This is a genomic window from Stenotrophomonas sp. YJH_SMC_81, assembly GCF_059370875.1.
In genome coordinates, this window is the sequence record NZ_JCAFUB010000005.1 from 373,517 (window position 1) to 396,055 (window position 22,539).

Annotated in this window: 19 protein-coding genes; 10 read left to right on the forward strand and 9 right to left on the reverse strand. The window is 68.1% G+C overall.

The genetic code is table 11. The features are described from left to right. Positions 1-24 precede the first annotated feature (24 nt). From AC5P8U_RS13480 to AC5P8U_RS13505, 6 genes are all read right to left on the reverse strand, one after another. A complete protein-coding gene (locus tag AC5P8U_RS13480) occupies positions 25-420 on the reverse strand; it encodes a hypothetical protein (RefSeq protein WP_072168754.1) in 396 nt (131 codons plus the stop codon). 94 nt (positions 421-514) lie between these two features. Further along, positions 515-2,554, reverse strand: a complete 2,040-nt coding sequence (locus AC5P8U_RS13485) for an FUSC family protein (protein ID WP_088496520.1) — start codon at positions 2,552-2,554, stop codon at positions 515-517. A gap of 3 nt (positions 2,555-2,557) precedes the next feature. Beyond that, positions 2,558-4,027 carry an efflux transporter outer membrane subunit gene (locus tag AC5P8U_RS13490; RefSeq protein ID WP_353762617.1) on the reverse strand — a complete coding sequence of 490 codons (1,470 nt, stop codon included), beginning with the start codon at positions 4,025-4,027 and terminating at the stop codon, positions 2,558-2,560. After that, entirely contained in the window at positions 4,024-4,941 is a 918-nt protein-coding gene (locus tag AC5P8U_RS13495) for an efflux RND transporter periplasmic adaptor subunit (protein ID WP_072168751.1), read from the reverse strand. Before AC5P8U_RS13495 ends, AC5P8U_RS13490 begins: the two co-directional genes overlap by 4 nt. Then, complete coding sequence (locus AC5P8U_RS13500; protein ID WP_072168750.1) at positions 4,938-5,147, reverse strand: DUF1656 domain-containing protein; 210 nt, start codon at positions 5,145-5,147, stop codon at positions 4,938-4,940. Before AC5P8U_RS13500 ends, AC5P8U_RS13495 begins: the two co-directional genes overlap by 4 nt. A gap of 107 nt (positions 5,148-5,254) precedes the next feature. After that, entirely contained in the window at positions 5,255-5,710 is a 456-nt protein-coding gene (locus tag AC5P8U_RS13505) for a MarR family winged helix-turn-helix transcriptional regulator (RefSeq protein ID WP_005421298.1), read from the reverse strand. 691 nt (positions 5,711-6,401) lie between these two features. Here AC5P8U_RS13505 and folE point away from each other — a divergent pair. The 4 genes from folE (at position 6,402) to AC5P8U_RS13525 (ending at position 12,680) form a co-directional block, all read left to right on the forward strand. Continuing rightward, a complete protein-coding gene (gene folE, locus AC5P8U_RS13510; protein ID WP_004141296.1) occupies positions 6,402-7,013 on the forward strand; it encodes a GTP cyclohydrolase I FolE in 612 nt (203 codons plus the stop codon). A 112-nt stretch (positions 7,014-7,125) separates the two neighbouring features. Then, positions 7,126-8,595, forward strand: a complete 1,470-nt coding sequence (locus AC5P8U_RS13515) for a DUF3375 domain-containing protein (RefSeq protein WP_072168749.1) — start codon at positions 7,126-7,128, stop codon at positions 8,593-8,595. Continuing rightward, the gene (locus tag AC5P8U_RS13520; RefSeq protein ID WP_005421303.1) at positions 8,582-9,283 is read left to right on the forward strand and encodes a DUF4194 domain-containing protein; all 702 of its coding nucleotides are present in this window, start codon (positions 8,582-8,584) and stop codon (positions 9,281-9,283) included. Before AC5P8U_RS13515 ends, AC5P8U_RS13520 begins: the two co-directional genes overlap by 14 nt. A 16-nt stretch (positions 9,284-9,299) precedes the next feature. Next, on the forward strand, positions 9,300-12,680 hold the full coding sequence (locus AC5P8U_RS13525; protein WP_439426491.1) for an ATP-binding protein: 3,381 nt from the start codon (positions 9,300-9,302) through the stop codon (positions 12,678-12,680). Between the two features lie 106 nt (positions 12,681-12,786). Here AC5P8U_RS13525 and AC5P8U_RS13530 read toward each other — a convergent pair whose 3' ends face one another. Next, entirely contained in the window at positions 12,787-13,566 is a 780-nt protein-coding gene (locus AC5P8U_RS13530; protein WP_005411690.1) for a sulfite exporter TauE/SafE family protein, read from the reverse strand. Between the two features lie 102 nt (positions 13,567-13,668). On the opposite strand from AC5P8U_RS13530, the gene AC5P8U_RS13535 reads away from it, so the two are divergent. Beyond that, complete coding sequence (locus tag AC5P8U_RS13535; RefSeq protein WP_447897331.1) at positions 13,669-14,061, forward strand: YchJ family metal-binding protein; 393 nt, start codon at positions 13,669-13,671, stop codon at positions 14,059-14,061. A 3-nt stretch (positions 14,062-14,064) separates the two neighbouring features. Here the strand turns inward: AC5P8U_RS13535 and AC5P8U_RS13540 are convergent, their stop codons facing one another. Continuing rightward, positions 14,065-15,345 carry a GGDEF domain-containing protein gene (locus AC5P8U_RS13540; protein WP_495214193.1) on the reverse strand — a complete coding sequence of 427 codons (1,281 nt, stop codon included), beginning with the start codon at positions 15,343-15,345 and terminating at the stop codon, positions 14,065-14,067. Positions 15,346-15,511: 166 nt separating this feature from the next. Here AC5P8U_RS13540 and egtB point away from each other — a divergent pair, with 166 nt between their 5' ends. The 5 genes from egtB to AC5P8U_RS13565 all read left to right on the forward strand — a co-directional run bounded on the left by egtB (position 15,512) and on the right by AC5P8U_RS13565 (position 20,837). Beyond that, positions 15,512-16,783, forward strand: coding sequence for an ergothioneine biosynthesis protein EgtB (gene egtB, locus AC5P8U_RS13545; protein ID WP_228336653.1), 1,272 nt, complete (start codon positions 15,512-15,514; stop codon positions 16,781-16,783). Then, a complete protein-coding gene (egtD, locus tag AC5P8U_RS13550; RefSeq protein WP_072168745.1) occupies positions 16,780-17,754 on the forward strand; it encodes an L-histidine N(alpha)-methyltransferase in 975 nt (324 codons plus the stop codon). Before egtB ends, egtD begins: the two co-directional genes overlap by 4 nt. A gap of 83 nt (positions 17,755-17,837) precedes the next feature. Then, entirely contained in the window at positions 17,838-19,106 is a 1,269-nt protein-coding gene (locus AC5P8U_RS13555; RefSeq protein WP_495214194.1) for a lytic murein transglycosylase, read from the forward strand. A gap of 40 nt (positions 19,107-19,146) precedes the next feature. Further along, positions 19,147-20,013 carry a D-hexose-6-phosphate mutarotase gene (locus AC5P8U_RS13560; protein WP_439426488.1) on the forward strand — a complete coding sequence of 289 codons (867 nt, stop codon included), beginning with the start codon at positions 19,147-19,149 and terminating at the stop codon, positions 20,011-20,013. 50 nt (positions 20,014-20,063) lie between these two features. Next, entirely contained in the window at positions 20,064-20,837 is a 774-nt protein-coding gene (locus AC5P8U_RS13565) for a DUF2628 domain-containing protein (protein WP_227837724.1), read from the forward strand. A gap of 6 nt (positions 20,838-20,843) precedes the next feature. Here the strand turns inward: AC5P8U_RS13565 and AC5P8U_RS13570 are convergent, their stop codons facing one another. Then, a complete protein-coding gene (locus AC5P8U_RS13570; protein WP_180868689.1) occupies positions 20,844-22,031 on the reverse strand; it encodes a benzoate/H(+) symporter BenE family transporter in 1,188 nt (395 codons plus the stop codon). Between the last annotated feature and the right edge of the window lie 508 nt (positions 22,032-22,539).

A 22,539-nucleotide genomic window follows, 5' to 3' on the forward strand; every position in this document is an offset into this window, starting at 1 on the left:
TGGTCATCCACGCATGGCGTGGATCTACGCGATCAGCACCAACCCATCCGGAAACACGATCGCCGCTTCATCCGCACTCACGTCGAAGAAGCCCACGCCGTGCTTCTCGGCCAGATCCTGCACCCGCCCGTGCGCGCGCTCGGCCACCGAGTAGGCGAACGCGCCGTAGATCACCTGCCGGCCGATGCTGTACTCGGTCACCTCGGCGCGGTCGTCATCGTCGTTGCTCAGTGGTCCGTTCAACGGCGGGAATTCCTGCGCCATCTCCGCAAACCACGCTTGCAGCGCCGGGCTGCTGACGGCCGGGTCGTCATACTCGTGGCGCTCGTTCCACTGCGTCTGCTTTTCGAACCAGGCGATGAAAGCCGCCGCCTCGCGTGGCGCGGTGCTGGCCTCGAACACCATCATGTCGTAACTCATTGGATCTTCCTGTGCAGAGCAGGGGTCAGCGCCTTCGCCCGCGGCGAAGGATCCGACCCCGGCAACGGGGTCTGTGGACGCACAGGGTATCCCGCTAGAGCTGTTCGGCTGCACTCATCGCCAAGCCCGGCGCCAGCGCCTTGGCCTCTGGGAACAGCGCGAAGCGCAGGCCGATCAGGCCCATCAGCGCTTCGTCGCGGGCCTTGCAGGCGGCCACGCTGCCGACCCGGCCCAGCGACGTATCCAGCCGCTCGCGCAGCGCCTGGTCTGCAGCAATCGGCTTGCGCGCCGCGATCTGCCGCCGGTAGTGCCCAGCGATCTCTTCCAGGATGTGCTCGACGGCTTCGCGGCTGCGCTCGGGCAGTTCCAGCCGTGCACGACGCAGCTGCAAGATGTTCAGGCCGATGCGCGCCTCGTTGAGCATGTCCACCGAGGCGATGTCGCTGCCCTCCGGCGTCGCTGCCAGGCGCGGTGCGAGCAGGCCCAGCAGGTCGAGCATGCGTGCGGCGAAGCGCTGCCGATCCTGCTGGCCACGTCCTTCGGCGGCTTCGGCCAGCGTGGTCCAGCCCTGCCGCACCAGCCGGCGCGCGGTCCACTCGGCACCTACCGAACGGAACAGGCGGGTCATCACCACTGCAAAGCTAATGCCGATGAACATCGCGATCGACGAGTTGAGGAAGGTCTGGATGTTGGCGCTGTAGGTGTTCTGCAGGCTCAGCAGCGCGGCCAGATTGACTGTCAGCGGCAGCGCGAACAGCGCACTCTTCGGATGATGCAGCAGCAGTCCCAGTGGCAGGAAGGCCACCGCCAGCACCAGTGCCAGCAGGCCGAAGTCGTGCACGGCTGGGAACACGCCGAACAGGTACACGCCCGCCACTACCGAGGCGACCATCGCCCACACCAGGAACTGCACCATGCTGGGAGCCGGATCGTCCTGTGCGGCAAAAAATGCGGCCGTCACCGCCGCCATCATCGCGCCGTTGCCGCCGCCTTCCCAACCCAGCGCGATCCACAGCACGCAGTAACTCATCAGCGCCACGCCGGCACTGAGCGCGGAGAACAGCGCCATGCCGTAGTCGACATGCTTGTCGGCGGCCACCCGTTCGGTGCGGATGCGGTAGTGCGCGCGATCCAACGGCGCGGTGCCGTGGTCGATCGCGTGCTGCAGGGTGCGGCAGTCCTGCCACAGGTCCACCAGTTCCTCCAGGCGCAGCAGCAGGCTGGCCAGCTGCAGGTGCTTCAGGTCGCGGTCCACCTGCGGCTTCAGCGCACTGATGCGCGCGCGCAGGCGGGCGTACTCGCTGGCGTTGGTCGGGCGATCCAGCCAATCGCGGATGTCGTCGACCAGCGCCGGCAGCCCATCCGGCAGGGCCTGGCCATCGCTGCGCAGCGCACTCAGGCGATCGGCGATTGACGACAACACCGGCAACAGCAGCAGCATGCGCTCGCGCAGGCGCTCCATCGACACCGCCGACCCTGCATGGCGTGGATCATCGCGGCGCAGGAATTCGATCAGCGCCTCGAACTGCACCAGATCGGCGGCCAACCGGTTGCGCGGCGCGTGTGCGCGGCCACGCTCAAGGATCTGCCGGCACCACTGCGCGGCGTCCTCCATCCAGTTGCCGATGCGGGCGCGCAGCATCGGGCGTACCGACGCCGGGAACAGCAGCGAGGCAAACAGCACGGCCACCACCGTGCCGAGGATGATCTCCTCGCTGCGCGCCACCACGGTGTCGAAGATGGTCTCCGGCGAGGTGACTGCCGGGAAGCCGATGAAGGCGGTGGTGTAGCCGGCCAACAGGAACGCGTAGCCGCGAGGGCCGCGGTTGAGCAGGGCCATGAACAGGCAACCGGCCAGCCAGATCGACATTGCCGCACTCAGCACCAGCGGGGTTTCCACCAGCGCCGGCAGTGCCAGCAGCGTGGCCAGCCCGGCCACCAGTGTGCCGACGATCCGGTACACGCCCTTGGCGCGGGTCGGGCCCAGCAGCGGCTGGCTGACGATGTACACCGTGCCCATCGCCCAGTACGGGCGCGACAGGTTGCCGGCCATGGCGATGTACAGCGCGGCCACCGCGGCCAGGTAGGTCTTGATCGAGAACAGCCAGGCCTGGCGATCGGTCAGCGCGTTCATGGCTTACTTCGCCGAGGCCTGTGCGGTGGACGGCACAGCCGGGGCAACCGATGCCTGCCAGCCGCCACCCAGCACCAGGAACAGGTGGATCTGGTCGCGCGAGACCTGTGCTTCGGCGGCGGCCAGGGTGGCGTCGCTGGTGGCCAGGCTGCGGTCGGCATCCAGGCTGGACAGGTAGGGTGTGCGGCCGCCCTGGTACAGCCGGCGGTTCTGCTCGGCGGCCAGCGCGGCCTGCTCCTGCGCCACGCGCAGCGACTGCAGTCGGCGCAGGTCCTGCGCATAGCGGTCCAGCGCAGTCTGGGTCTCGCGCAGTGCCTGCAGCACGGTGTGGTCGAACTCGGCCAGGGCCGCGTCGGCACCGGCTTCGGCGGCGTGGATGCGGGCATGCGTGCCCGAGGAGGGCAGTGTCCACGAGATCAGCGGGCCGATCGACCACTGCTGGGTCATCGGCGTGCCGAAGTCTTCCAGCAGGCCGGCGGCACCCACCGAGGCACCCAGACGGATGTCCGGATACAGCTCGGCGGTGGCCACGCCAATCCGCGCGGTGGCCGAGGCCAGCTTGCGTTCGGCCTGGCGCACGTCCGGGCGGCGCTGCAGCAGCGCACGGCCATCACCGACCGGCAGCGGCTGCGCCAGGCTGGGCGCGTGCGCGCAGTCGATCACGCCGGCCGGCAACTGGCCTGGGGTCTGGCCCAGCAGTGCGGCCAGCGAATAGGCCGCGGCCGAACGCTGCGCGCGCAGCGGCGGCAGTGCCGCCTCCAGCAGTGCCACCTGCGCATTGGCGCGGGCCAGTTCCGGCGGCGTGCCGCGGCCGGCCGCGATCAGGCGCTCGATGACGCTGCGGCTGCGCTGCTGCAGCTGCAGCGAATGCTCGGCCACGTGCAGCTCGTGGTTGGCGTGGCAGATTTCCAGGTAGCTGTCGGCCACCTGTGCGACCACGCTGACCTGGGCCAGGTCGCGCGCCGCAGCGACGGACTGCTCGTCGGCACGCGCTGCCTCGGCGCCGCGCTTGAGCTTGCCGAACAGGTCGAACTGGTAGCTGACCGCGAACTTGCCATCGGCCAGGTTGATCACCGGCAGCTCGTGCTCCTGCAGGAACGATTCGGCCGACAGCTGCGCGCGGCTGACGCCGGCCTCGGCCTCGTACTCGAATCCGCCCGCGTCCAGCGCCTGTTCGTACACGGCGGCGGCGCGGCGCAGGTGCGCATCGGCGGCCTTCAGTTCCACGTTGTCACGCAGTGCCTGGGTGATCAGCCCGTCCAGCACCGGGTCGTTGTACAGCGACCACCAGCGGTCGGGCAGCGCCTGGTTGGCAGCCACCTGCGGGTTCTGCGTATCGATGAAGGCCGCATTGGCCTCCGGGCGCTTGAACGCCGAGCCTTCCGGCAGTGCATAGTCCGGGCCGACGGTTCTGCACGCGGCCAGGCTGGCCAGTGCGACGATCAGGCCGAGACGGGGCAGGGCGGCGTTCACAGGCCCGCCTGTGTCGGCGAAGTGCCGGCCTTGTCGTTGTGCGGATGGCGGCCGGTGTCCACGGTCACCGTGGCGGTACGGCCGGCAATCAACTCAACGCCCTTGGGCACTTCGTCGATGGCGATGCGCACCGGGATGCGCTGCGCCAGCCGCACCCAGTCGAAGGCCGGGGTCACGTTCGGCAGCAGGGTGCTGCCGTTGCTGCGGTAGCGGTCCTCGATACCGGCGGCAATGCTCTCGACATGGCCGTGCAGCGGTGCCGATTCGCCCATCAGGCGGATGTCCACGCGCTGCCCCGGCGCCACGCCGCGCAGTCGGGTTTCCTCGAAATAGCCATCAATGCGGAACGAGCCGGTATCCAGCAGCGCCAGCACTGGCTTGCCGGCCACCACGTAGTCGCCCACGCGCATCGTGCGGTCGTTGACGCGGCCATCGGCCGGCGCGCGCACCTCGGTGCGGCCCAGGTTGAGCTCGGCCAGGTCGACCGCCGCCTGTGCGGTGGCCAGCGCCGCCTGTGCGGCCTGCAGCTTGGCGCGGCGCACTTCGGCATCCTCGGCGGCGACCAGGTCCTGCAGGCTGCGGTCGCGGCCGATCTCGCGGCGCAGCTGTGCCACCGAGGCCTGGCGCTCGGCCAGGCTGGCCTTGGCCTGCTCCAGCGCGATGCGGTAGCGGGCGCGATCGACGACGAACAGCAGGTCGCCCTTCTTCACCGCCTGGTTGTCGGCCACGTTCACCGTTTCCACCAGCCCGGACACGTCCGGCGCCACCTGCACCACGTCGGCGCCGACGTGGGCGTCGCGGGTCCAGGGTTCATCCATGTAGTAGACCCACAGCTGGCGCAGCACCAGCAGGGCGACGATCACGGCTGCGCTGGTGAGCAGCACCGGCAGGGTCTTCTTCACGATCTTGTTCACGATTGCATCCAACGCAGGAGGTGGAACAGCAGGCCAAGCACGATCCCGTACAGCGCCAGGTTGAACAGCGCCGGGTGCCATACATGGCGGTAGGCGCCGGCACGCTGCAGCAGCACGTGCAGGCCGCTGTTGACCAGATAGGCCAACACCATCAACCCAAGCAGGGTCGGGACGAACACTCCGTGGAGACTGAATTCACCGGGCATCGGTAGGGGCGGGGACGAGGTGGGGGAGGGAGGGACAACGAAACAACAGCAACGGGCAAAAGCCGCTGGCGTGTGCACGGCAGCGGCGGTGTTCGGGGGCAGCGCTCTTACGTGATGCGGTCGGCGGCCTCGGCCAGCAGGCGCCATGCCTTCAGCACGGCGTGCAGTTCATCCATGGAAAGCTCGCCGAACACGTCCTGGCGCAGGCCGATCAACTGATCTTCCAGCTCGCTGACCAGCGCATGGCCCTCGTCGGTCAGCCACAACAGGTTGGCGCGGCGGTCGCTGGCGTCGCTCTCGCGGCGGACCAGGCCACTGGCACACAGCTTGTCCAGCAGGCGTACCAGGGAAGGACCCTCCATGCCCAGCTGCTGGGCCAGCGCCACCTGGCGGATGCCGCCGCCGGAGCGGCCGATCATCAGCAACGGCATGGTGCAGGCGGTGGAGATGCCATAGCTGCCGAGCCGGCTGTCGGCCAGGCGCTGCCACTGCCGCCCTGCATAAAGCAGGCCGGAGCTGAGCTGCATCTGCAGCACGGTGCGCTCGTCGAGGGGTCGGTCCATAAGAGATAGATAGGATACTACTAATTTCATTCCTATCAATGGGTTTTTCTGAATGGGTGGATGTGTTGAGGAAAGCGTTGCGCCTGCCTGGTGTCGGGTGGGGCAGCGGGGGCCGGACGGGGCAGGACACGCCGTAAACCCCCCTCCGGGGTCCGGCCCAGCCGCTGGCGGCTGTGCGTTCGGGCGCTTGCGAGGCATGCCTCGCAAGCAAAGCGCCCTCACCCTTGGGGGCTCGGCCGCGGCATCCATGCCGCGGACGGTCCTGCCCCGCCCGGCCCCCGCTTCCCCCCCATCACCCCGCGGGCGCGGTGGGTTGGCTCTTTGAAGGCAGGAGCAGCAGCCAAAGCTGTGCGGACCAACGGTCCGCACCCACCACAGCAGTCGCGAAGTCGCGCGGCTCTTCCGAAGCCATGAACCCAAGCTTTTGACCCCGCTTTCGGGCGGTCCGGCCGCGCCAGCAGGAAATTGTCGGAGAGGTGGAGGGGCAGGCCGGGCAGGACCGTCCACGGCATGGATGCCGTGGCCGAGCCTACAGGGACGTACTTGCGGCGTGTCCTGCCTGGCCTGCCCCTCCCCCTCTCGCTCAGCAACCATGAGGCGCCGCAAGCGACCCCCGATGAACCCGACCAACAGGACGACCCACCCCCCGGTCGGGTACGATGCTCGCCCCCCGTTCGGGACGCTGTACGCAATGAGCAAGAACAACGAAAAGGCCGCCCCGCAGGGCGACGTGACCCAGGACCAGGCCGAGGATGCCGTGCGCACCCTGCTGCGCTGGGCCGGTGAGGACCCGTCCCGCGAAGGCCTGCTGGATACCCCCCGCCGTGTCGCCGAAGCCTATGGCGACTGGTTCAGCGGTTACCGCGATGACCCGCGCGCCTACATGGAGCGCACCTTCGAGGAAGTGGCCGGCTATGACGAACTCATCGTCCTGCGCGACATCGAGTACGAAAGCCACTGCGAACACCACATGGCGCCGATCATCGGCCGCGTGCATGTCGGCTACCTGCCGGCCGGCAAGGTGGTGGGCATCAGCAAGCTGGCCCGCGTCGTCGAAGCCTACGCCCGCCGTTTCCAGGTGCAGGAGAAGATGACCGCGCAGATCGCCCAGTGCATCCAGGATGTGCTGCAGCCGATCGGCGTCGGCGTGGTCGTCGAGGGCGCCCACGAATGCATGACCACCCGCGGCATCCACAAGCGCGGCGTCAGCATGGTCACCTCCAAGATGCTGGGCAGCTTCCGCGACGACGCGCGTACCCGCGCCGAGTTCCTGCGCTTCATCGAAGTGGGCGGCAAGCGCTGAGCCGCTTGACCGCACTCCGCCGGCCTCTGCGGGCCGGCATGCCCACGGCTGCCCGCGCGGCCGCCGCGGGCGGCTGCTCGTCCCCGCCAGCCCTCATGACTCCTTTCGCTGCATGAAGCACCGCGAACGCATCTCCCGTTACCGCCATCTGCGCGAACAGCCCCAGTGGAAGCTGCTTGCCGCCGACCACGCCCCGGAAATCATCGGCCTGCTGCAGGGGCTGCTGATGGACGGCGAGCGCACGCTGCCGTCGTCGGTGCTCAACGAGCGCCTGCAGCGTGCGCTGGATCAGCTCAACGGCGACGAACTGTCGCGCGAGCTGCCGCGTACCGCGCAGGCCTATATCGCACACTGGCTGGCCCAGGGCTGGCTGGAACGCCGCCTGCCCGACGGTGCCGACCAGGAGCAGTACGAGCTGTCGACCGCGGCACTGCAGGCGATCCGATTCGCCGACGGCCTCGAGCAGGCCCGTGTGGCCGCCACCGAAAGCCGCCTGGCGCTGGTCATCGAGCAGCTCTCGCAGCTGGCCGCGCAGACCGAATCCGATCCGGACGCCCGCCTGTCGGCGCTGCGCGACGAGCGCGACCGGATCGACGCCGAGATTGCCCGTGTCGGCGCCGGCCGTGTGATCGCGCTGGACGGCAAGCGCGCGCTGGAACGTGCGCGCCAGATCATCGGCCTGGCCGACGAGCTGACCGAGGACTTCCGCCGCGTGCGCGACGACTTCGAGCAGCTCAACCGCGAGTTCCGCGAACGCATCATCGACGACGAGGGCGAGCGCGGCGATGTGCTGTCGCAGCTGTTCGAAGGCGTGGACGTGATCGGCGAAAGTGACGCCGGGCGCAGCTTCCAGGCCTTCTGGCGCCTGCTCAACGACGCCGAGCAGAGCGCCCAGCTCGATGCCGCACTGGAAGCGGTGCTGGCGCGCGGCTTCGCCCGCCGCCTGGACCGCAACGAACGCAACTTCCTGCGCGGTTTCACCAGCACCATGCTCGAGCGCGGTGGCCAGGTGCACGATGTGCTGCAGAACTTCGCGCGCAGCCTGCGCGGCTTCGTGCAGAGTCGTGGCTACCTGGAACAGCGTCGCCTCAACCAGCTGCTCAAGCAGGCGCAGTCCGAAGCGCTCGCTCTGCGCGACGAGTTCCCCGCACAACGCGGCATCGGCCGCGACCTGCAGCTGACCACCAGCCGCCTGCGCTCGTGGTCGCAATGGAAACTGCACGATCCGCGCAGCGCCCAGGTCGATGGCAACGTCGAATACAACGACGCAGCCGCGATCAGCCTGGAAAGCGTCGGCGATCTGGTCGCCTCGTCCGAAATCGATTTCCGCACCCTGCGCCGCGACCTGCACGACCTGCTCGATGCACAGCCGCGTCTCAGCATCGCCCAGGCCCTGTCGCAGCGCGAAGCGCCGCAGGGTCTTGGCAGCGTCATCGGCTACCTGTCGCTGGGCACGCGCTTCGGCAACGTGGTCGCCGGCGAGCAGGAGCTTGCGCAATGGCGTGGTGGCGACGGCCAGATCCGTCGCGCCCGCATCCCGCTGGTTTGGTTCACCCAGGAGAGACGCCATGAGCTGGCATGAAGATCCCATCGACGCACCGCAGGCCGACGTGGCGGAAGACGCCTACGAGGCCGAGCCGGTGGCGGCCGTGGCGCAGCCCCGCCGTGGCAACGACGTGTACTACCTCGGCGATACCGGGCGCCTGCCGCTGGATGCGCGCCGTGCGCTGTGCCAGCTGCTGATCGGCCCCAGCATCGACCAGCTGCGCCACGCCAAGCTGTGGCCGGCGCTGATCCGCAGCGAGGCGGCCATCCGCTCATCGCTGGCCGACCTGTTCCTGGAACTGGTGCTCGACCGCGACAGTGGCGTGGCGTTCACCCGCCAGGCCGATACCGAAGACGTCGATGCGCCGGTGCTGCTGCGCACCTCCCCGCTGACCTTCATCGACTCGGTGCTGCTGCTGTACCTGCGCCAGCAGCTGGCCGAGGCCGATGCGCGCGGCAACCGCGCGGTGGTCGCCGACGCCGAGATGGCCGAAGCGCTGGCCATCTACGAAAAGAACCTGTCCACCGACCGCGCCGGCTTCAACCGTCGCGTCGCATCGGCGGTGCAGAAGATGAAGGACAACCACATCCTGACCCGCCTCAGCGGCCAGGAAGACCGCCACGAAGTCTCGCCGGCGCTGAAGCTGCTGTTCTCCGCCGAAGACGTGTCCCAGCTTTCGGCGGTCTACCGCCAGCTGCGTGAAACCCCGGCCGCCGAGGCCTGAGAGACCCGACCATCGCATGGCTATCTCCAAGCACACTCCCGCCCTGTTCAACGAAGGCCTGCCGGACCCGCGCCTGCAGCAGTTCCGCATGCGCCGCCTGCAGGTGCACAACTGGGGCACCTTCAACGGCCTGACCGAAGTACCGATCGCCGAACGCGGCTTCCTGTTCGTCGGCCGCTCCGGCTCGGGCAAGTCGACCCTGCTCGATGCCATGTCCGCGCTGCTGACGCCACCGGCCATCGTCGACTTCAACGCCGCTGCACGTGAAGCCGAGCGCAGTGGCCGCGACCGCAACCTGGTGTCCTACGTGCGCGGCGCGTGGGCCGACCAGCAGGACAGCGGCACCGGCGAAATCGCCACCCAGTACCTGCGCAAGGGCGCGACCTGGACCGCACTGGTGCTGGAATACCGCGCCGGCGATGGCCGCGTGGTCAGCCTGGTGCGCCTGCTGTGGATCTCCGGCAATGGCACCTCGGCCGGCGATGTGCGCAAGCACTACATGATCGCCGAGCGCCCGTTCGACATCGCCAAGGACCTCGGCGGTTTCGACCTGGACCTGCGCAAGCTGAAGCAGAAGCTGCCCGACCTGCACCACTTCGACACCTTCTCCGGCTACGCCGAGCGCTTCCGCGACCTGCTCGGCATCGACAACGAGATGGCGCTGCGCCTGCTGCACAAGACGCAGTCGGCGAAGAACCTGGGCGACCTCAACGTCTTCCTGCGCGACTTCATGCTCGACACGCCGAAGACCTTCGACGCCGCCGAGCGCCTGGTCAGCGACTTCGCCGAGCTTGATGGCGCGCACCAGGCGGTGGTCACCGCCCGCCGCCAGGTGGAAACCCTGTTGCCGGCCCGCGCCTACTACAACGACCTGAAGGAAATGCACCGCCGTCGTGGCGACGACGAAGCGCTGAAGCTGGGTGTCGACAGCTTCCGCGAAAGCCGGCGCCAGGCGCTGATCGAAGCGCGCCTGCGCGAGATGGACGTGCGTGACCGCGGCCTGCTTGGCGAAGAAGCCCAGCGCCGTGCCGCGCTCGACAACCACACCGAGCGCCTGGCCGAACTGGAGCTGCAGCGCCGCCAGCAGGGCGGTGAGCGCATCGAGGAACTGGAACGCGAGCAGGGTCGTGCCGAAGCTGAGCGCGATCGCCGTCAGGCCAAGCGCGAGCAGGCACGCCAGGCGGCGCAGCAGCTGGGGGCCGAACTGCCGGACGACGCCCATGGCTTCGCCGAACTGGTCGAGCGCGCACAGAACGAGCTGCAGGACCGCCAGCGTGCCTCCTCGGCACTGGACGACGCGATCAGTGACCGCCTGGGCGGCAAGCGCGATGACGAGCGCCGCTTCGGCGAGGTCCGTGCCGAACTCGAAGCGATGCAGCGCACGCCCTCCAACATCCCGGCGCCGATGCAGAAGCTGCGCGCGCGCCTGGCCGAGGAAACCGGCATCGCCGAGGCGGCACTGCCCTTCGTCGGCGAACTGATCCAGGTCCGCTCGGAAGAGCAGGGCTGGCAGGGTGCCATCGAGCGCGTGCTGGGTGGCTTCGCGCTGTCGCTGCTGGTCGACGACAAGCACTACAACGACGTCGCCGAATGGGTGAACCGTACCCACCTTGGCATGCGCTTCACCTACTACCGCGTGCGCCGCAACGATGATGCATTCGCCCGTGAGCCGTCGGCGAAGTCGCTGCTGCACAAGCTTGAACTGCGCGAGCATGTGTTCGAAAGCTGGCTGCGCCGCGAGCTGGGCAAGCGCTTCGACTACGAATGCGTGGATGCCAAGCAGCTGCGCAACGTCGACCGCGGCATCACCCGCGAAGGCCAGGTCAAGCATCCCGGCGACCGTTTCGAGAAGGACGACCGCAGTGCGGTGGGCGACCGCCGTCGCTGGATCCTCGGCTTCAACAACCACGACAAGTTGGGCGCCTTCGAGCGCGAAGCACAGGAGCTGGCCAAGCGCATCGCCAGCTGCGAGACCGACATCGCGCGCCTGCGCGGGCAGCGTGACCGCGACAACGAACGCCGCCTGGCCTGCCACGAGCTGGTCAGCATCAGCTGGAACGAGATCGACATCGCCGCTCCGCAGCAGCGCCTGAGCGATATCGAAGCCACCCTGCGCGACCTGCGCGAAGGCAACGCCGATCTCGCCAAGCTGGCCAAGCAGATCGACGCCGTGCGCGCCGACATCGAGCAGTCCCGCCGCACCTATGAAGACGTCCGCGTCGAGCGCGGCCAGCTGGTCAAGGAACGTGATCGCCTGGACCGCGCACGCCAGCAGAGCCGTGCACTGGTGCTGCCGAGCCTGGCCCAGGAGCAGGAAGCCGGCCTCGCCGAGCGCCTGCAGGAACAGGGTCCGCTCAGCCTGGAAACGCTCGAAGCGCACATGCGCCAGGTCAGCAACGCGCTGAACGAGCAGTTGTCGTCCTCGCAGCAGGACCTCAACCGCATCGAGAACCAGCTGATCGGCTGCTTCCGTCGCTTCATCCAGCAGTGGCCGGAGGAGTCAGGCGACTTCACCGTGTCGGTGGCCTCGGCCGAGGACTTCCTCGCACGCCTCGAACGGCTGGAACGCGACGGCCTGCCACAGCACGAAGAGCGCTTCTTCGACCTGCTGCAGAACCAGAGCAAGAACAACCTGCTGGCCCTGCAGCGCCACAGCGCAGAGGCCCGCAAGTCGATCGGCCAGCGCCTGGACGAGGTGAACGCCAGCCTGGAGCAGGTGCCGTTCAACCGTGGCACGCTGCTGACCATCGAACTGAGCGACCGCCGCCTGCCGGAGGTCGCTGAGTTCCACCTGCAGCTGCGCGAGGTGCTGTCGCAGCAGCAGACCGAGCAGCGCGAGCTGGCCGAATCGCAGTTCACCGTGCTGCGCCAGCTGGTCAACCGCCTCGGCTCGCAGGAAGGCGAGGACAAGCGCTGGCGCGAGCTGGTGCTGGACGTGCGCATGCACGTGGAGTTCATCGGCGTCGAGCTGGATGCGGAAACGCGCCAGCAGGTCGAGATCTACCGCAGCGGCGCCGGCAAGTCCGGTGGCCAGCGCCAGAAGCTGGCCACCACCTGCCTGGCAGCAGCGCTGCGCTACCAGCTCGGCGGCGCTGACAGCCAGCTGCCCAGTTACGCGGCGGTCGTGCTCGACGAGGCCTTCGACAAGGCCGACAACGAGTTCACCGCGCTGGCGATGAACATCTTCGACAACTTCGGCTTCCAGATGGTGGTCGCCACCCCGCTGAAGTCGGTGATGACGCTGGAGCCGTTCATCGGTGGCGCCTGCTTCGTCGAAATCAGCGGCCGCCACGACTCCGGCGTACTGCTGATCGAGTACGACGAAGAGGGCAAGCGCCTGAAGCTGCCGGAGCGCAGCCGCCAGCAGGCCAACGAACCGGAAGAAGCCGAGGCCTGAGCGCCTCGGGCAATCCACCTGTAGAGCCGAGCCATGCTCGGCTGCTCTTCGCGACCGGAAACGGCGTGCCAACCAAGGTTGGCACCTACCGGGTCATGACGCGCATTCACGCAGCGCGGAACGTATCCCACGCCATCCGCGCGATCAGCACCACCACCAGCCCCACGAACAGCTTGCGGATGAACGGCGTGCCGCCCTTCAGTGCCAGGCGCGTGCCCACCACCGAACCGATGATGTTGGCTGCGGCCATTGGCAGCGCGAACAGCCACAGGATGTTGCCGGTCGGCACGAAGAACGAGATCGCTGCCACGTTGGTCGCCAGGTTCACGACCTTCGACGCCGCTGACGCGCGCAGGAAATCCAGCCCGAAGAAGCGCACGAACAGGAAGATCAGGAAACTGCCGGTGCCTGGCCCGAAGAAGCCGTCGTAGAAGCCGATCGCCGCACCGATCGCCAGCGCGATCACCAGTTCGCGGCGGCCGATCTCCTGCGGCCGGTGCAACGCGCCGAAGTCCTTCTTCCACAGCGTGTAGGCCAGCATCGCGACCAGCAGCACCAGCACCAGCGGCCGTACAGCATCCTTCGGCAACAGGCTGACGGCCGTGGCCCCGGCAAAGGAAAAGATGAAAGCGGTGCCGGCCGCGAACAGCACCGGCTTCCACGGGAAGCGCACATTGCGCGCATAGCGCCAGGCAGCCGCACCGGTACCGAACATCGAACTGAACTTGTTGGTACCAAACAGCATCGCCGGCGTCTGCTGTGGCAGCACCGTGAACAGGCCGGGCAGCTGTACCAGGCCGCCGCCGCCCACGGCAGCATCCACAAGACCGGCGATGAAGGCGATCACCACCAGCCACCACAACTCAGGGGGAACCAGTTCCAGCACGGCGATCAATCAATGTGGGGGCGCGACAGCATACGCCTGTCCTGATCCGGGCGACTGCCGCCGCGCGTGGATCAATTACTGCAACCCGGCGACAATGCCGGCATGAGCCGAAAATCCGCCGATCCCTGCCCCTGTGGCCTTCCCGCCGATTATCCGGTCTGCTGTGGCCGTTTCCATGCCGGCGAGGCCGCGCCCGATGCCGAGCGCCTGATGCGTTCGCGTTACAGCGCCTATGTGAGGGGCCTGGCCGGCTACCTGCGCCACACCTGGCACCCGGACACGCGTCCGGCCGAGCTGTCGCTGGACGACGCACCAGGCCAGCGCACCCATTGGCTGGGCCTGACCGTGCACGACCACACGGTCACCGGCGCAGACAGTGCTGAAGTGCGCTTCACCGCGCGCTACCGCTTCGGCGGCGGCAGCGCGGTGAGAATGACCGAGCACAGCCGATTCCGGTGCATCGACGGCCGCTGGTATTACCTCGACGCGGTCTGAGCCCTACGCACTGGATGCAGCCAGCAGGCGCTGGCCGCCGTGCGCGCGGACCTGGTTGCGACCTCCGTCCTTGGCCATGTACAGCGCCTGGTCGGCGGCCTTGAGCACTGCCGTCGGTCGCGGATCCACGCGGCTGTCGGCCAGCCCGATGCTGACCGTCACCTGCACCACCTGGCCGGTGCCGCCGCGTCCGCGCTGCTGACGGCCGGCTTCGTCGTCACGGCTGCGGGTACTGCGGTCGCGCAGCTGCATGCGGGTGTCCTCGATGCTCTGCCGCAGTGCTTCGACGGCCTCAATGCAGGCCGTCGCCGGGCGGTCCAGGAACACCACCGCGAATTCCTCGCCGCCATAGCGGAACGCTCGGCCACCGTCGCCGACACGCGCCAGCCGCGACCCCACCAGGCGCAGCACGTCATCGCCGGTATCGTGGCCGTGGGTGTCGTTGAACGACTTGAAGTGGTCCACGTCCACCATCGCGATGCTGTAGGTGCCGCGCGCTCGCTGCAGGGTCTCGTTGAACGCCCGTCGCCCGGGCAGGCCGGTCAGCTCATCGCAGAAGGCCATGTGGAAGGATTCCTGAAGCATCGCGCCCAGCATCAACAGCAGGGCGGCGCTGCTCAGCGCCGGCAGCAGTACCGGCTGCAGGAAGATCCGCGGCAGCATCCACCACAGGCACAGCAGGGCCAGCAGCATCGCCGTGTGCAGTGGCCGCGGATGCCGCCACGCCCGCCAGCCCAGCGCTGCGGTCGCCAGCAGGAACAGCAACGCCGGCAGCTGCGCCAGCGCATTCCAGTCGGCGGGAATCCAGGCCCAGTGACGGCTCGACAGCAGATCGTGCATGCCCTGCGGCTGTTGTGCCGCAAGCAGCAGGAAGATCACCAGGGCCGCGCCGCAGACCACGCTGCGCAGCAGCAGGTCCTGGCGTCGGCGTCCGCGTTCCGGCCACAGTGCCAGCCCGGCAAACAGCAGCGGCACCCAGGCCGAGATTGCGTGGAAGCGCAACGGAGTCAAGGCGTCGACATGGCCGCTGCGCAGGTAGCCGCCGACGTCCCGGTGCAGCAGGGCGAACACCACCGCCACCACCAGCAGCAGGCACAACGTGCGTATCTGGTGGTAGAGCAGGGCCAGGCCCGCGCCGAGGCAGGCCAGCAGCCAGGGCAGGATGCGTTGGGCCGGGCTGGCCACATCCTCGGTGCCCAGTGCCATCCACAGCACCAGCACGACCAGCACGGCGGGCAGCACGAACAGGTAATGCGCAGGCTGGCGGAGTGGATGCAGGGGCACGCAGGAAGTCCAGTGCGGTGACGATGCGGCCGCAACACTGCCGTTAGCGGCGTCCTCACCCGCTTCTTGAACACGCGCATTCTGAAAAGGTATGCCCGCAACCATGTGAATGGGGCAGTGTGCCGCCATGACGTCGCACTCACCGCACTGCGCCGATGCTGTAGGCATGGACAGCGTACCCACCGCCGTCGCTGCCCCGCAGCACGACCTCGCCCACCACTTCGCACATGTGCGTGCCCGCAGCCTGCAGTTGGCCGCACCGCTCAGTGCAGAGGACGCCATGCTGCAGAGCATGGCCGACGCCAGTCCCAGCAAGTGGCACCTGGCCCATACCACCTGGTTCTTCGAACGCTTCGTGCTGGCGGGATTCGCCAGTGCGCCTGCGCGTGATCCAGCCTGGGACTATCTTTTCAACAGCTACTACAAAAGCATCGGTCCAGCGCACGCGCGGCCGCAACGCGGCCTGTTGTCGCGGCCCTCGCTGCAGCAGGTGCGCGACTACCGCCAGCAGGTCGACATGCAGGTGCAGTCACGGCTGGCGGCGGGTGACCTCGACGCGCAGGCGCTGCACCACCTGCAGTTGGGGCTGCAGCACGAACAGCAGCACCAGGAACTGCTGTTGACCGACATCAAGCATGCGTTCTGGTGCAATCCGTTGCAGCCGGCCTACCGCGAGGACCTGCAGCCTGCCACCAGCGCTGCCAGTGCGCAGGGCTGGACCGAATCACCCGAACGCATCGTCACCATTGGCGCCGCAGCCTGGCCGCAGCACGCCGCCTTCGCCTACGACAACGAATCGCCGGCGCATCGCGTGCTGCTCCCCGCACACGCACTGGCAGAGCGTCCCGTCAGCAATGGCGAGTACCTCGCCTTCATCGAGGCTGGCGGCTACCGCGAGCCGCGCTGGTGGCTCAGCGAAGGCTGGGCGTTGCGCGAAGCCGAGGGCTGGCAGCACCCGCTGTACTGGGACGATGCCCTGCAGCGCGAGTACACCCTCGGCGGTTGGCGAGAACTTGACCCGCATGCGCCGGTCTGCCACCTCAGCTATTACGAGGCTGATGCCTGCGCGCGCTGGGCGGGTGCGCGCCTGCCCAGCGAGTTCGAGTGGGAAGCCGCCGCTGCGACGCAGCCCCTGCGTGGCCATTTTGCCGACGACGATCAGCTGCACCCTCGGGCGGGGCAGGGCAGTGGGCTGCGGCAGCTGTTCGGCGACGTATGGGAATGGACCCACAGCGCGTATGGCGCCTATCCGGGCTTTCGCCCTTTCGCCGGCAACCTCGGTGAGTACAACGGCAAGTTCATGTGCGGGCAATGGGTGCTGCGCGGTGGCAGCTGCGCCACGCCGCGTGGCCACGTGCGTGCCAGCTACCGTAACTTCTTCATGCCCCCGGCACGTTGGCAGTTCTCCGGGCTGCGCCTGGCCAGGGATCTCGCATGAGTACGGTGCAGGACGCGCTGCAGGCGCTGACCGATCTCACTCCCGGCCGCCAGCAGATCCTTGCCGACGTGGTGGCCGGGCTGTTGCGCACGCCCCGCCAGCTGCCGTCCAAGTACTTCTACGATGCACGCGGCTCGCGCCTGTTCGAGCAGATCACGCATACGCCAGAGTACTACCCCACGCGCACCGAGCTGGCCCTGCTTTCACGGGTACTGCCGGACATCGCCCGAAGCGTCGGGCCGCACCTGCACGTTGTGGAACTGGGCAGCGGCAGTGGCCGCAAGACCGCGTTGCTGCTGGCCGCCCTGCACGACCCGGTGGCCTACACGCCGATTGAAATCTCACGTGCCGCGCTGCTGTCCAGCATCGACCATCTGGCCCCGGCGCTGCCCGAGGTGGAGATGCTGCCGGTCTGTGCCGACTTTACCCGTCCCGTCGCCGTACCCATGCCCGAACGCGAACCCGCGCGACGGCTGCTGTTCTTCCCGGGTTCCACGCTGGGCAACTTTGAAGGCGAGGACGCGGTCGCGCTGCTGCGCGCGATGCGCCAGACCATGGGGCATGATGGCCTGGCCCTGGTCGGCATCGACCTGCACAAGGACCCGGCGTTGATCGAGGCGGCCTACAACGATGCGCAGGGCGTCACCGCCGCATTCACCCTCAACCTGCTGGCCCGCCTGAACCGCGAGATCGGCAGCGACTTCGATCTCGATGGCTTCCGTCATCGTGCACGCTACAGCACCGCGCGGTTGCGCATCGAGACCGATCTGGTCAGCCAGCGGGCACAGGACGTCCACCTGGATGGCCGCATTTTCCACTTCGCCGCCGGTGAACCCATTCGCGTCGAGTACAGCCACAAGTACACCGAGGACAGCTTCGACGCGCTGTTGCGGCAGGCGGGCCTGCAGGTGGCGCAGCGATGGGATGCCGAAAGCCCCGCCTATGGCCTGCGCCTGCTGCGCCGCGCCTGAGGTGGTGGCCAGCCGGTGCCCCTTCAGGTTCGGCAGCACCGCTGCCCCTAAGATGGCCGTGCAACGGCAACACGGAGGACGCCATGCCTGTTCTGACCACGCTCGGCCTGGCGGCCGCCCTTGTGTCGACCCCGGCGCTGCCTGCGGCTTCCGCCGCCAGCACCGATCCGGCGTTCAGCCGCTGCTTGGCGGGCCTGCAGGCCACCGCCGCGACCCAGGGCATCGGCGCTGACCGCTTCAACGAGATCACCGCCGGGCTCACCCCGGACCCCAGCGTGCTCGGCCTGCTCGATGCACAGCCCGAATTCACCACGCCGATCTGGGACTACCTGGCCGCGCTGGTCGATCGCCAGCGCGTCGCTGATGGTCGCGCCCTGCTGCAGCAGCACCGCGACCTGCTCGATCGCGTGTCGGCCCAGTATGGCGTCGATCCGGCCACCATCGTCGCGGTCTGGGGCGTGGAGAGCGACTACGGCCGCGTGTTCGGCAAGCGCCCGCTGCTGCAGTCATTGGCCACGCTGTCGTGCGCCGGCCGCCGCCAACCTTTCTTCCGCGGTGAGCTGCTGGCGCTGCTCAAGCTGATCGACCGCGGCGACCTGCAGGCACAGGGGCTCACCGGCTCCTGGGCCGGTGCCTTCGGGCACACCCAGTTCATGCCCAGCACCTATGCACGCATCGCCGTGGACGGTGATGGCGATGGCCGCCGCGATCTGGTCGGCAGCATTCCCGATGCACTGGCCTCCACCGCCAACTACCTCAAGCGTGCCGGTTGGCGCAGTGGCGAACCATGGGGCATGGAGGTGCATGTGCCCGCCGGCTTCAACGCCAGCCAGGCCGGCCGCACCCAGCGTCGTGCCCTGGCCGATTGGCGCGCGCAGGGCGTGACCGCGCTGGATGGCAGCGCGTTGGCTCCGGCCAACCTGCCGGCGGATGCGCGCGCCGCCCTGCTGCTGCCGGCCGGCAACAAGGGCCCTGCGTTGCTGGTGTTCCGCAACTACGACGCGATCTACAGCTACAACGCTGCCGAAAGCTATGCGCTGGCGATCGCGACGCTTGCCGACCAGCTGCGCGGCGGCAACGGGCTGGCTACCGCCTGGCCGACCGACGATCCAGGCCTGGGCCGCGATGAGCGTCGCCAGCTGCAGACCCTGCTGCTGGCCCGCGGCCACGACATCGGTGCCGCCGACGGCATGATCGGTACCGCCACGCGTCGCGCGATCCAGGCCGAGCAGCAGCGCCTGGGCTGGAGCGAGGTGGACGGCCGCGCAGGCCAGCGCATCCTGCGCACGCTGCAGGAAGAGGCGGCCGCCATCGCACCCGCTGCGCAGAATGCCTTGCTGGCGGCACGTTGACCGCGACATCATCGCCGCGGTCTTCAAGGAGCGTCATCGCATGCAGTCGAATCCGGACATCAGCACCGGCCTGTATCACGGCCTGGAGGCCTGGCAGGTGCGAACCGCCAATGCCACAGCGGTCGTGAGTGTGTTTGGTGGCCAGCTGCTGTCGTTCATTCCCGATGGGCAGCCCGATCTGTTCTGGCTTTCGCCCACGCGCGCCGAGCTGCCCACGCCCATCCGCGGTGGCGTCCCGGTGTGCTGGCCGTGGTTCGGTCGCCAGGGCAAGAGCGCCGATGCACCGGCGCATGGCCTGGTACGTACCGCGCGCTGGGAGCTTCTTCAGGCCACCCAGAGCGATGACGGCGAGGTAGAGCTGCAGTTGGCACCTGCGCCCTGCGCCGATCCCGGCCTGCGCCTGCAGATGCAGCTGCGCGTCGGCCGCCAGCTGCGCCAGCAGCTCGTCACCGAAAACACCGGAACCTCGCCGGTGACCTTCACCCAGGCCCTGCACAGCTACTTCCGGGTCGGCGATGCCACTCGTGTCGAGGTCGATGGCCTCGACGGCCTGCAGTACCTGGACAAGTACGAGGACGGCGCGCAGCTGCGCCAGCAGCAGGGGCCCTGGTCACTGCGTGACCCGCGCGATCCGGGGCGCAGCGACCGCATCTATACCGGTGCCGGCGGCCACTACGTGCTTCGCGATCCCGTCCTGCAGCGGCGGATCGAGATCCGCAGCGAAGGCAGCCAGACCCTGGTGGCCTGGAACCCCGGCATGGAGGCAGCGGCGAAGATGGCCGATGTCGGCGACGGTTGGCACGATTACGTGTGCCTGGAAGTGGCCAACGCCGGGCCAGAGCAGATTACGCTTGCGGCGGGTGCGCGCCATCAACTGGTGCAGACCCTGGGCAGTACCGCGCTGTAGGCGCTGGCAGCGGTTCCAGTTTGTCGAGGCAGGTAGCAGGGACGGAAAACATGCAGGAAGCACAATGGTGGTACGCCAATGGCAGGCAGAGCAGTGGGCCGGTCGATCTGGCCGGTCTTCGCCAGCTGCAGCGGGAAGGGACGGTTACGGCGCGCACCCTGCTCTGGTGCGAAGGCATGCCCTCATGGCGGCCGTTGGCCGAACTGGAGCAGGCTTCCACCCCCATCGAGGTGGGTCCGGCCCCGGATATCGACGCAGCCCCTGCAGTTGAGGGCATTGCGCCGAATGTCGGCGATCCGTCCGATCCCTATCGTGCGCCGGTCGCTGTACCGGACAGGGCTGCGGCTGCGGGGCTGGAGGGCGAGAGGGCCTTGTACGCCAGCGTGGTCGGCGGCAACTTCCCGATCTATCGCCAGCGCTGGCGGCTGGATCAGGGCATTGCCACGGGCAGTGGCACCTGGCACTGGCCGGCCTTCCTGCTCGGCCCGATCTGGATGATGTACCGCAAAATGTACCGCCTGGCGGCAATGTGGGTCGGCCTGCTGCTGCTGATCAGCGTGGTGGAGACCATGCTGGATGTGCCCGAAGGCGTGTCGCTGGTCATCACCATCGCGCTCAGCGTCACCACCGGCACCTTTGGCAACACCTGGTACCTGGCACACTGCCAGCGCCTGATCGCCCAGGCCCGTGCCGTCAGCGGCGGCGATGACGCACGGCTGCACAGCGAGCTGACCGCACGCGGCGGCACCAGCGTGGTCGCTACACTGGCCGCCATCGTCATCTCGGTGGTGTTGAGCACCATCGGCGCCGCACTGGCAGGGTAGGGCAGGTCAGCGGCCCTGACGGGGCCGCAGCACCAGCAGGGACAGCGCACCGGCCACCAAGCCCCAGAACGCCGAACCGATCCCGGCCAGGGAGACCCCCGAGGCGGTGACCAGGAAGGTGACCAGTGCCGCCTCGCGGTCCCGCTCTACCGCCAGCGCACTGGCCAGGCTGTTGGCGATGGTGCCGAACAGCGCGATACCGGCCACGCACGCCACCAGCTCGCTGGGGAAGGCCGCGAACAGTGCGGCCACGGTGGCGCCGAACAGTCCGATGATGATGTAGAAGGCACCTGCCGCCATGGCGGCGGTATAGCGTCGTGCCGGGTCCTCATGTGCATCACGGCCCATGCAGATCGCGGCGGTGATTGCCGCCAGGTTCAGCGCGTAGGCACCGAACGGCGCCAGCAAGGTATTGACCACGCCGATCCAGCCGATCAGCGGCGACACCGGCGCGTCATAGCCGGAGGCACGCATCACTGCCACACCGGGAATGTTCTGCGAGGCCATGGTGACCACGAACAGGGGCAGGGCGATGCCGGCTACCGCAGTCCAGGACAGGGATGGGGTCACCCATTGCGGTATCGCCAGTTGCAGCTGCACCTGCTGTGCGTGCAGCAGGCCACGGCTGGCTGCGACCGCGATGCCGACCAGCAGTGTGGCGATCACCGCATAGCGCGGGAACAGGCGGCGTCCCGCCAGCCAGGTGGCGAACATTGCCAGTGCCAGTACCAGCTGGGAATTCATGGCCACGAACACGTCCAGACCGAAGCGCAGCAGCACGCCGGCCAGCATGCCGGCGGCCAGCGCCATCGGCACCCGCTGCATCAATCGTGCGAACACTCCGGAGAAGCCTGCCAGCATGCCAAGCACTGCGGCGAGCAGGAATGCACCGGTGGCCTCGGCGAGCGAGGCGCCACCTGCACCGACCACCAGCATCGCCGCGCCCGGTGTCGACCATGCGGTCACCACCGGCACGCGATAGCGCAGCGACAGCCCGATGCAGGTGACACCCATGCCCAGTCCCAGTGCCCACATCCAGGAGGCGATCTGTGCCTGGTCGGCGCCGACAGCCTGGGCGGCCTGGAACACGATCACGGCTGAGCTGGCGAAGCCGACCAGCACCGTAATGAAGCCAGCGACGATGGCCGGCATCGAAAGATCGCGCCACCACGCGCGCCGCACCTGCATGCTCATTGCTCTGTCTCCACTGTGCATCCTTGCATTGATAGGGGTTGCGGCGTTGACCGCGCAACGCGCGGGCAACGCCGCCGCGATCTTCGAGCGTACGTCATGCGTGATGTCGCGATGCTTCTGTCATCACCGTGCAAAAAAAGCCTTGACGAAATCTGCAGGATCTCTAGAATTCGCCCCCTTGCTGCAGCGCATCGCTTCCCCGGAAACGACACGCGAACAGCGACGCCACCACCGACGAACGCGTTGATCGAACGAAGGTGTTGACGGACTCGAAAAGTCCGGCATAATAGGCGGCTCGCAACGACGAAAGGCCCTCGGGCCCAACGACGAAGCAGCATCGGCAACAACGTCCACTCCGGTGAGACGGCCTTGAAAAAAGGTGTTGACGAAGCGGAAAAGCCGGCTATAATGGGCGGCTCGCTACGAAGGAAACTTCGCGGCATACGGGAACGGCGCTGAGGCCACTTCCCCGGATCTTTGAAAGTATGCGCAGGTATCTTGTGAAGGC

Excerpts from the sequence above, each read along its gene's own strand:
- AC5P8U_RS13480 (WP_072168754.1), bottom strand. The coding sequence starts at position 420 with ATGAGTTACGACATGATGGTGTTCGAGGCCAGCACCGCGCCACGCGAG.
- AC5P8U_RS13560 (WP_439426488.1), top strand. The coding sequence starts at position 19,147 with ATGCAGTCGAATCCGGACATCAGCACCGGCCTGTATCACGGCCTGGAG.
- AC5P8U_RS13525 (WP_439426491.1), top strand. The coding sequence starts at position 9,300 with ATGGCTATCTCCAAGCACACTCCCGCCCTGTTCAACGAAGGCCTGCCG.
- AC5P8U_RS13570 (WP_180868689.1), bottom strand. The coding sequence starts at position 22,031 with ATGAGCATGCAGGTGCGGCGCGCGTGGTGGCGCGATCTTTCGATGCCG.
- folE (WP_004141296.1), top strand. The coding sequence starts at position 6,402 with ATGAGCAAGAACAACGAAAAGGCCGCCCCGCAGGGCGACGTGACCCAG.
- AC5P8U_RS13485 (WP_088496520.1), bottom strand. The coding sequence starts at position 2,554 with ATGAACGCGCTGACCGATCGCCAGGCCTGGCTGTTCTCGATCAAGACC.
- AC5P8U_RS13505 (WP_005421298.1), bottom strand. The coding sequence starts at position 5,710 with ATGGACCGACCCCTCGACGAGCGCACCGTGCTGCAGATGCAGCTCAGC.
- AC5P8U_RS13555 (WP_495214194.1), top strand. The coding sequence starts at position 17,838 with ATGCCTGTTCTGACCACGCTCGGCCTGGCGGCCGCCCTTGTGTCGACC.
- AC5P8U_RS13535 (WP_447897331.1), top strand. The coding sequence starts at position 13,669 with ATGAGCCGAAAATCCGCCGATCCCTGCCCCTGTGGCCTTCCCGCCGAT.
- egtB (WP_228336653.1), top strand. The coding sequence starts at position 15,512 with ATGGACAGCGTACCCACCGCCGTCGCTGCCCCGCAGCACGACCTCGCC.
- AC5P8U_RS13515 (WP_072168749.1), top strand. The coding sequence starts at position 7,126 with ATGAAGCACCGCGAACGCATCTCCCGTTACCGCCATCTGCGCGAACAG.
- AC5P8U_RS13500 (WP_072168750.1), bottom strand. The coding sequence starts at position 5,147 with ATGCCCGGTGAATTCAGTCTCCACGGAGTGTTCGTCCCGACCCTGCTT.
- egtD (WP_072168745.1), top strand. The coding sequence starts at position 16,780 with ATGAGTACGGTGCAGGACGCGCTGCAGGCGCTGACCGATCTCACTCCC.
- AC5P8U_RS13520 (WP_005421303.1), top strand. The coding sequence starts at position 8,582 with ATGAGCTGGCATGAAGATCCCATCGACGCACCGCAGGCCGACGTGGCG.
- AC5P8U_RS13565 (WP_227837724.1), top strand. The coding sequence starts at position 20,064 with ATGCAGGAAGCACAATGGTGGTACGCCAATGGCAGGCAGAGCAGTGGG.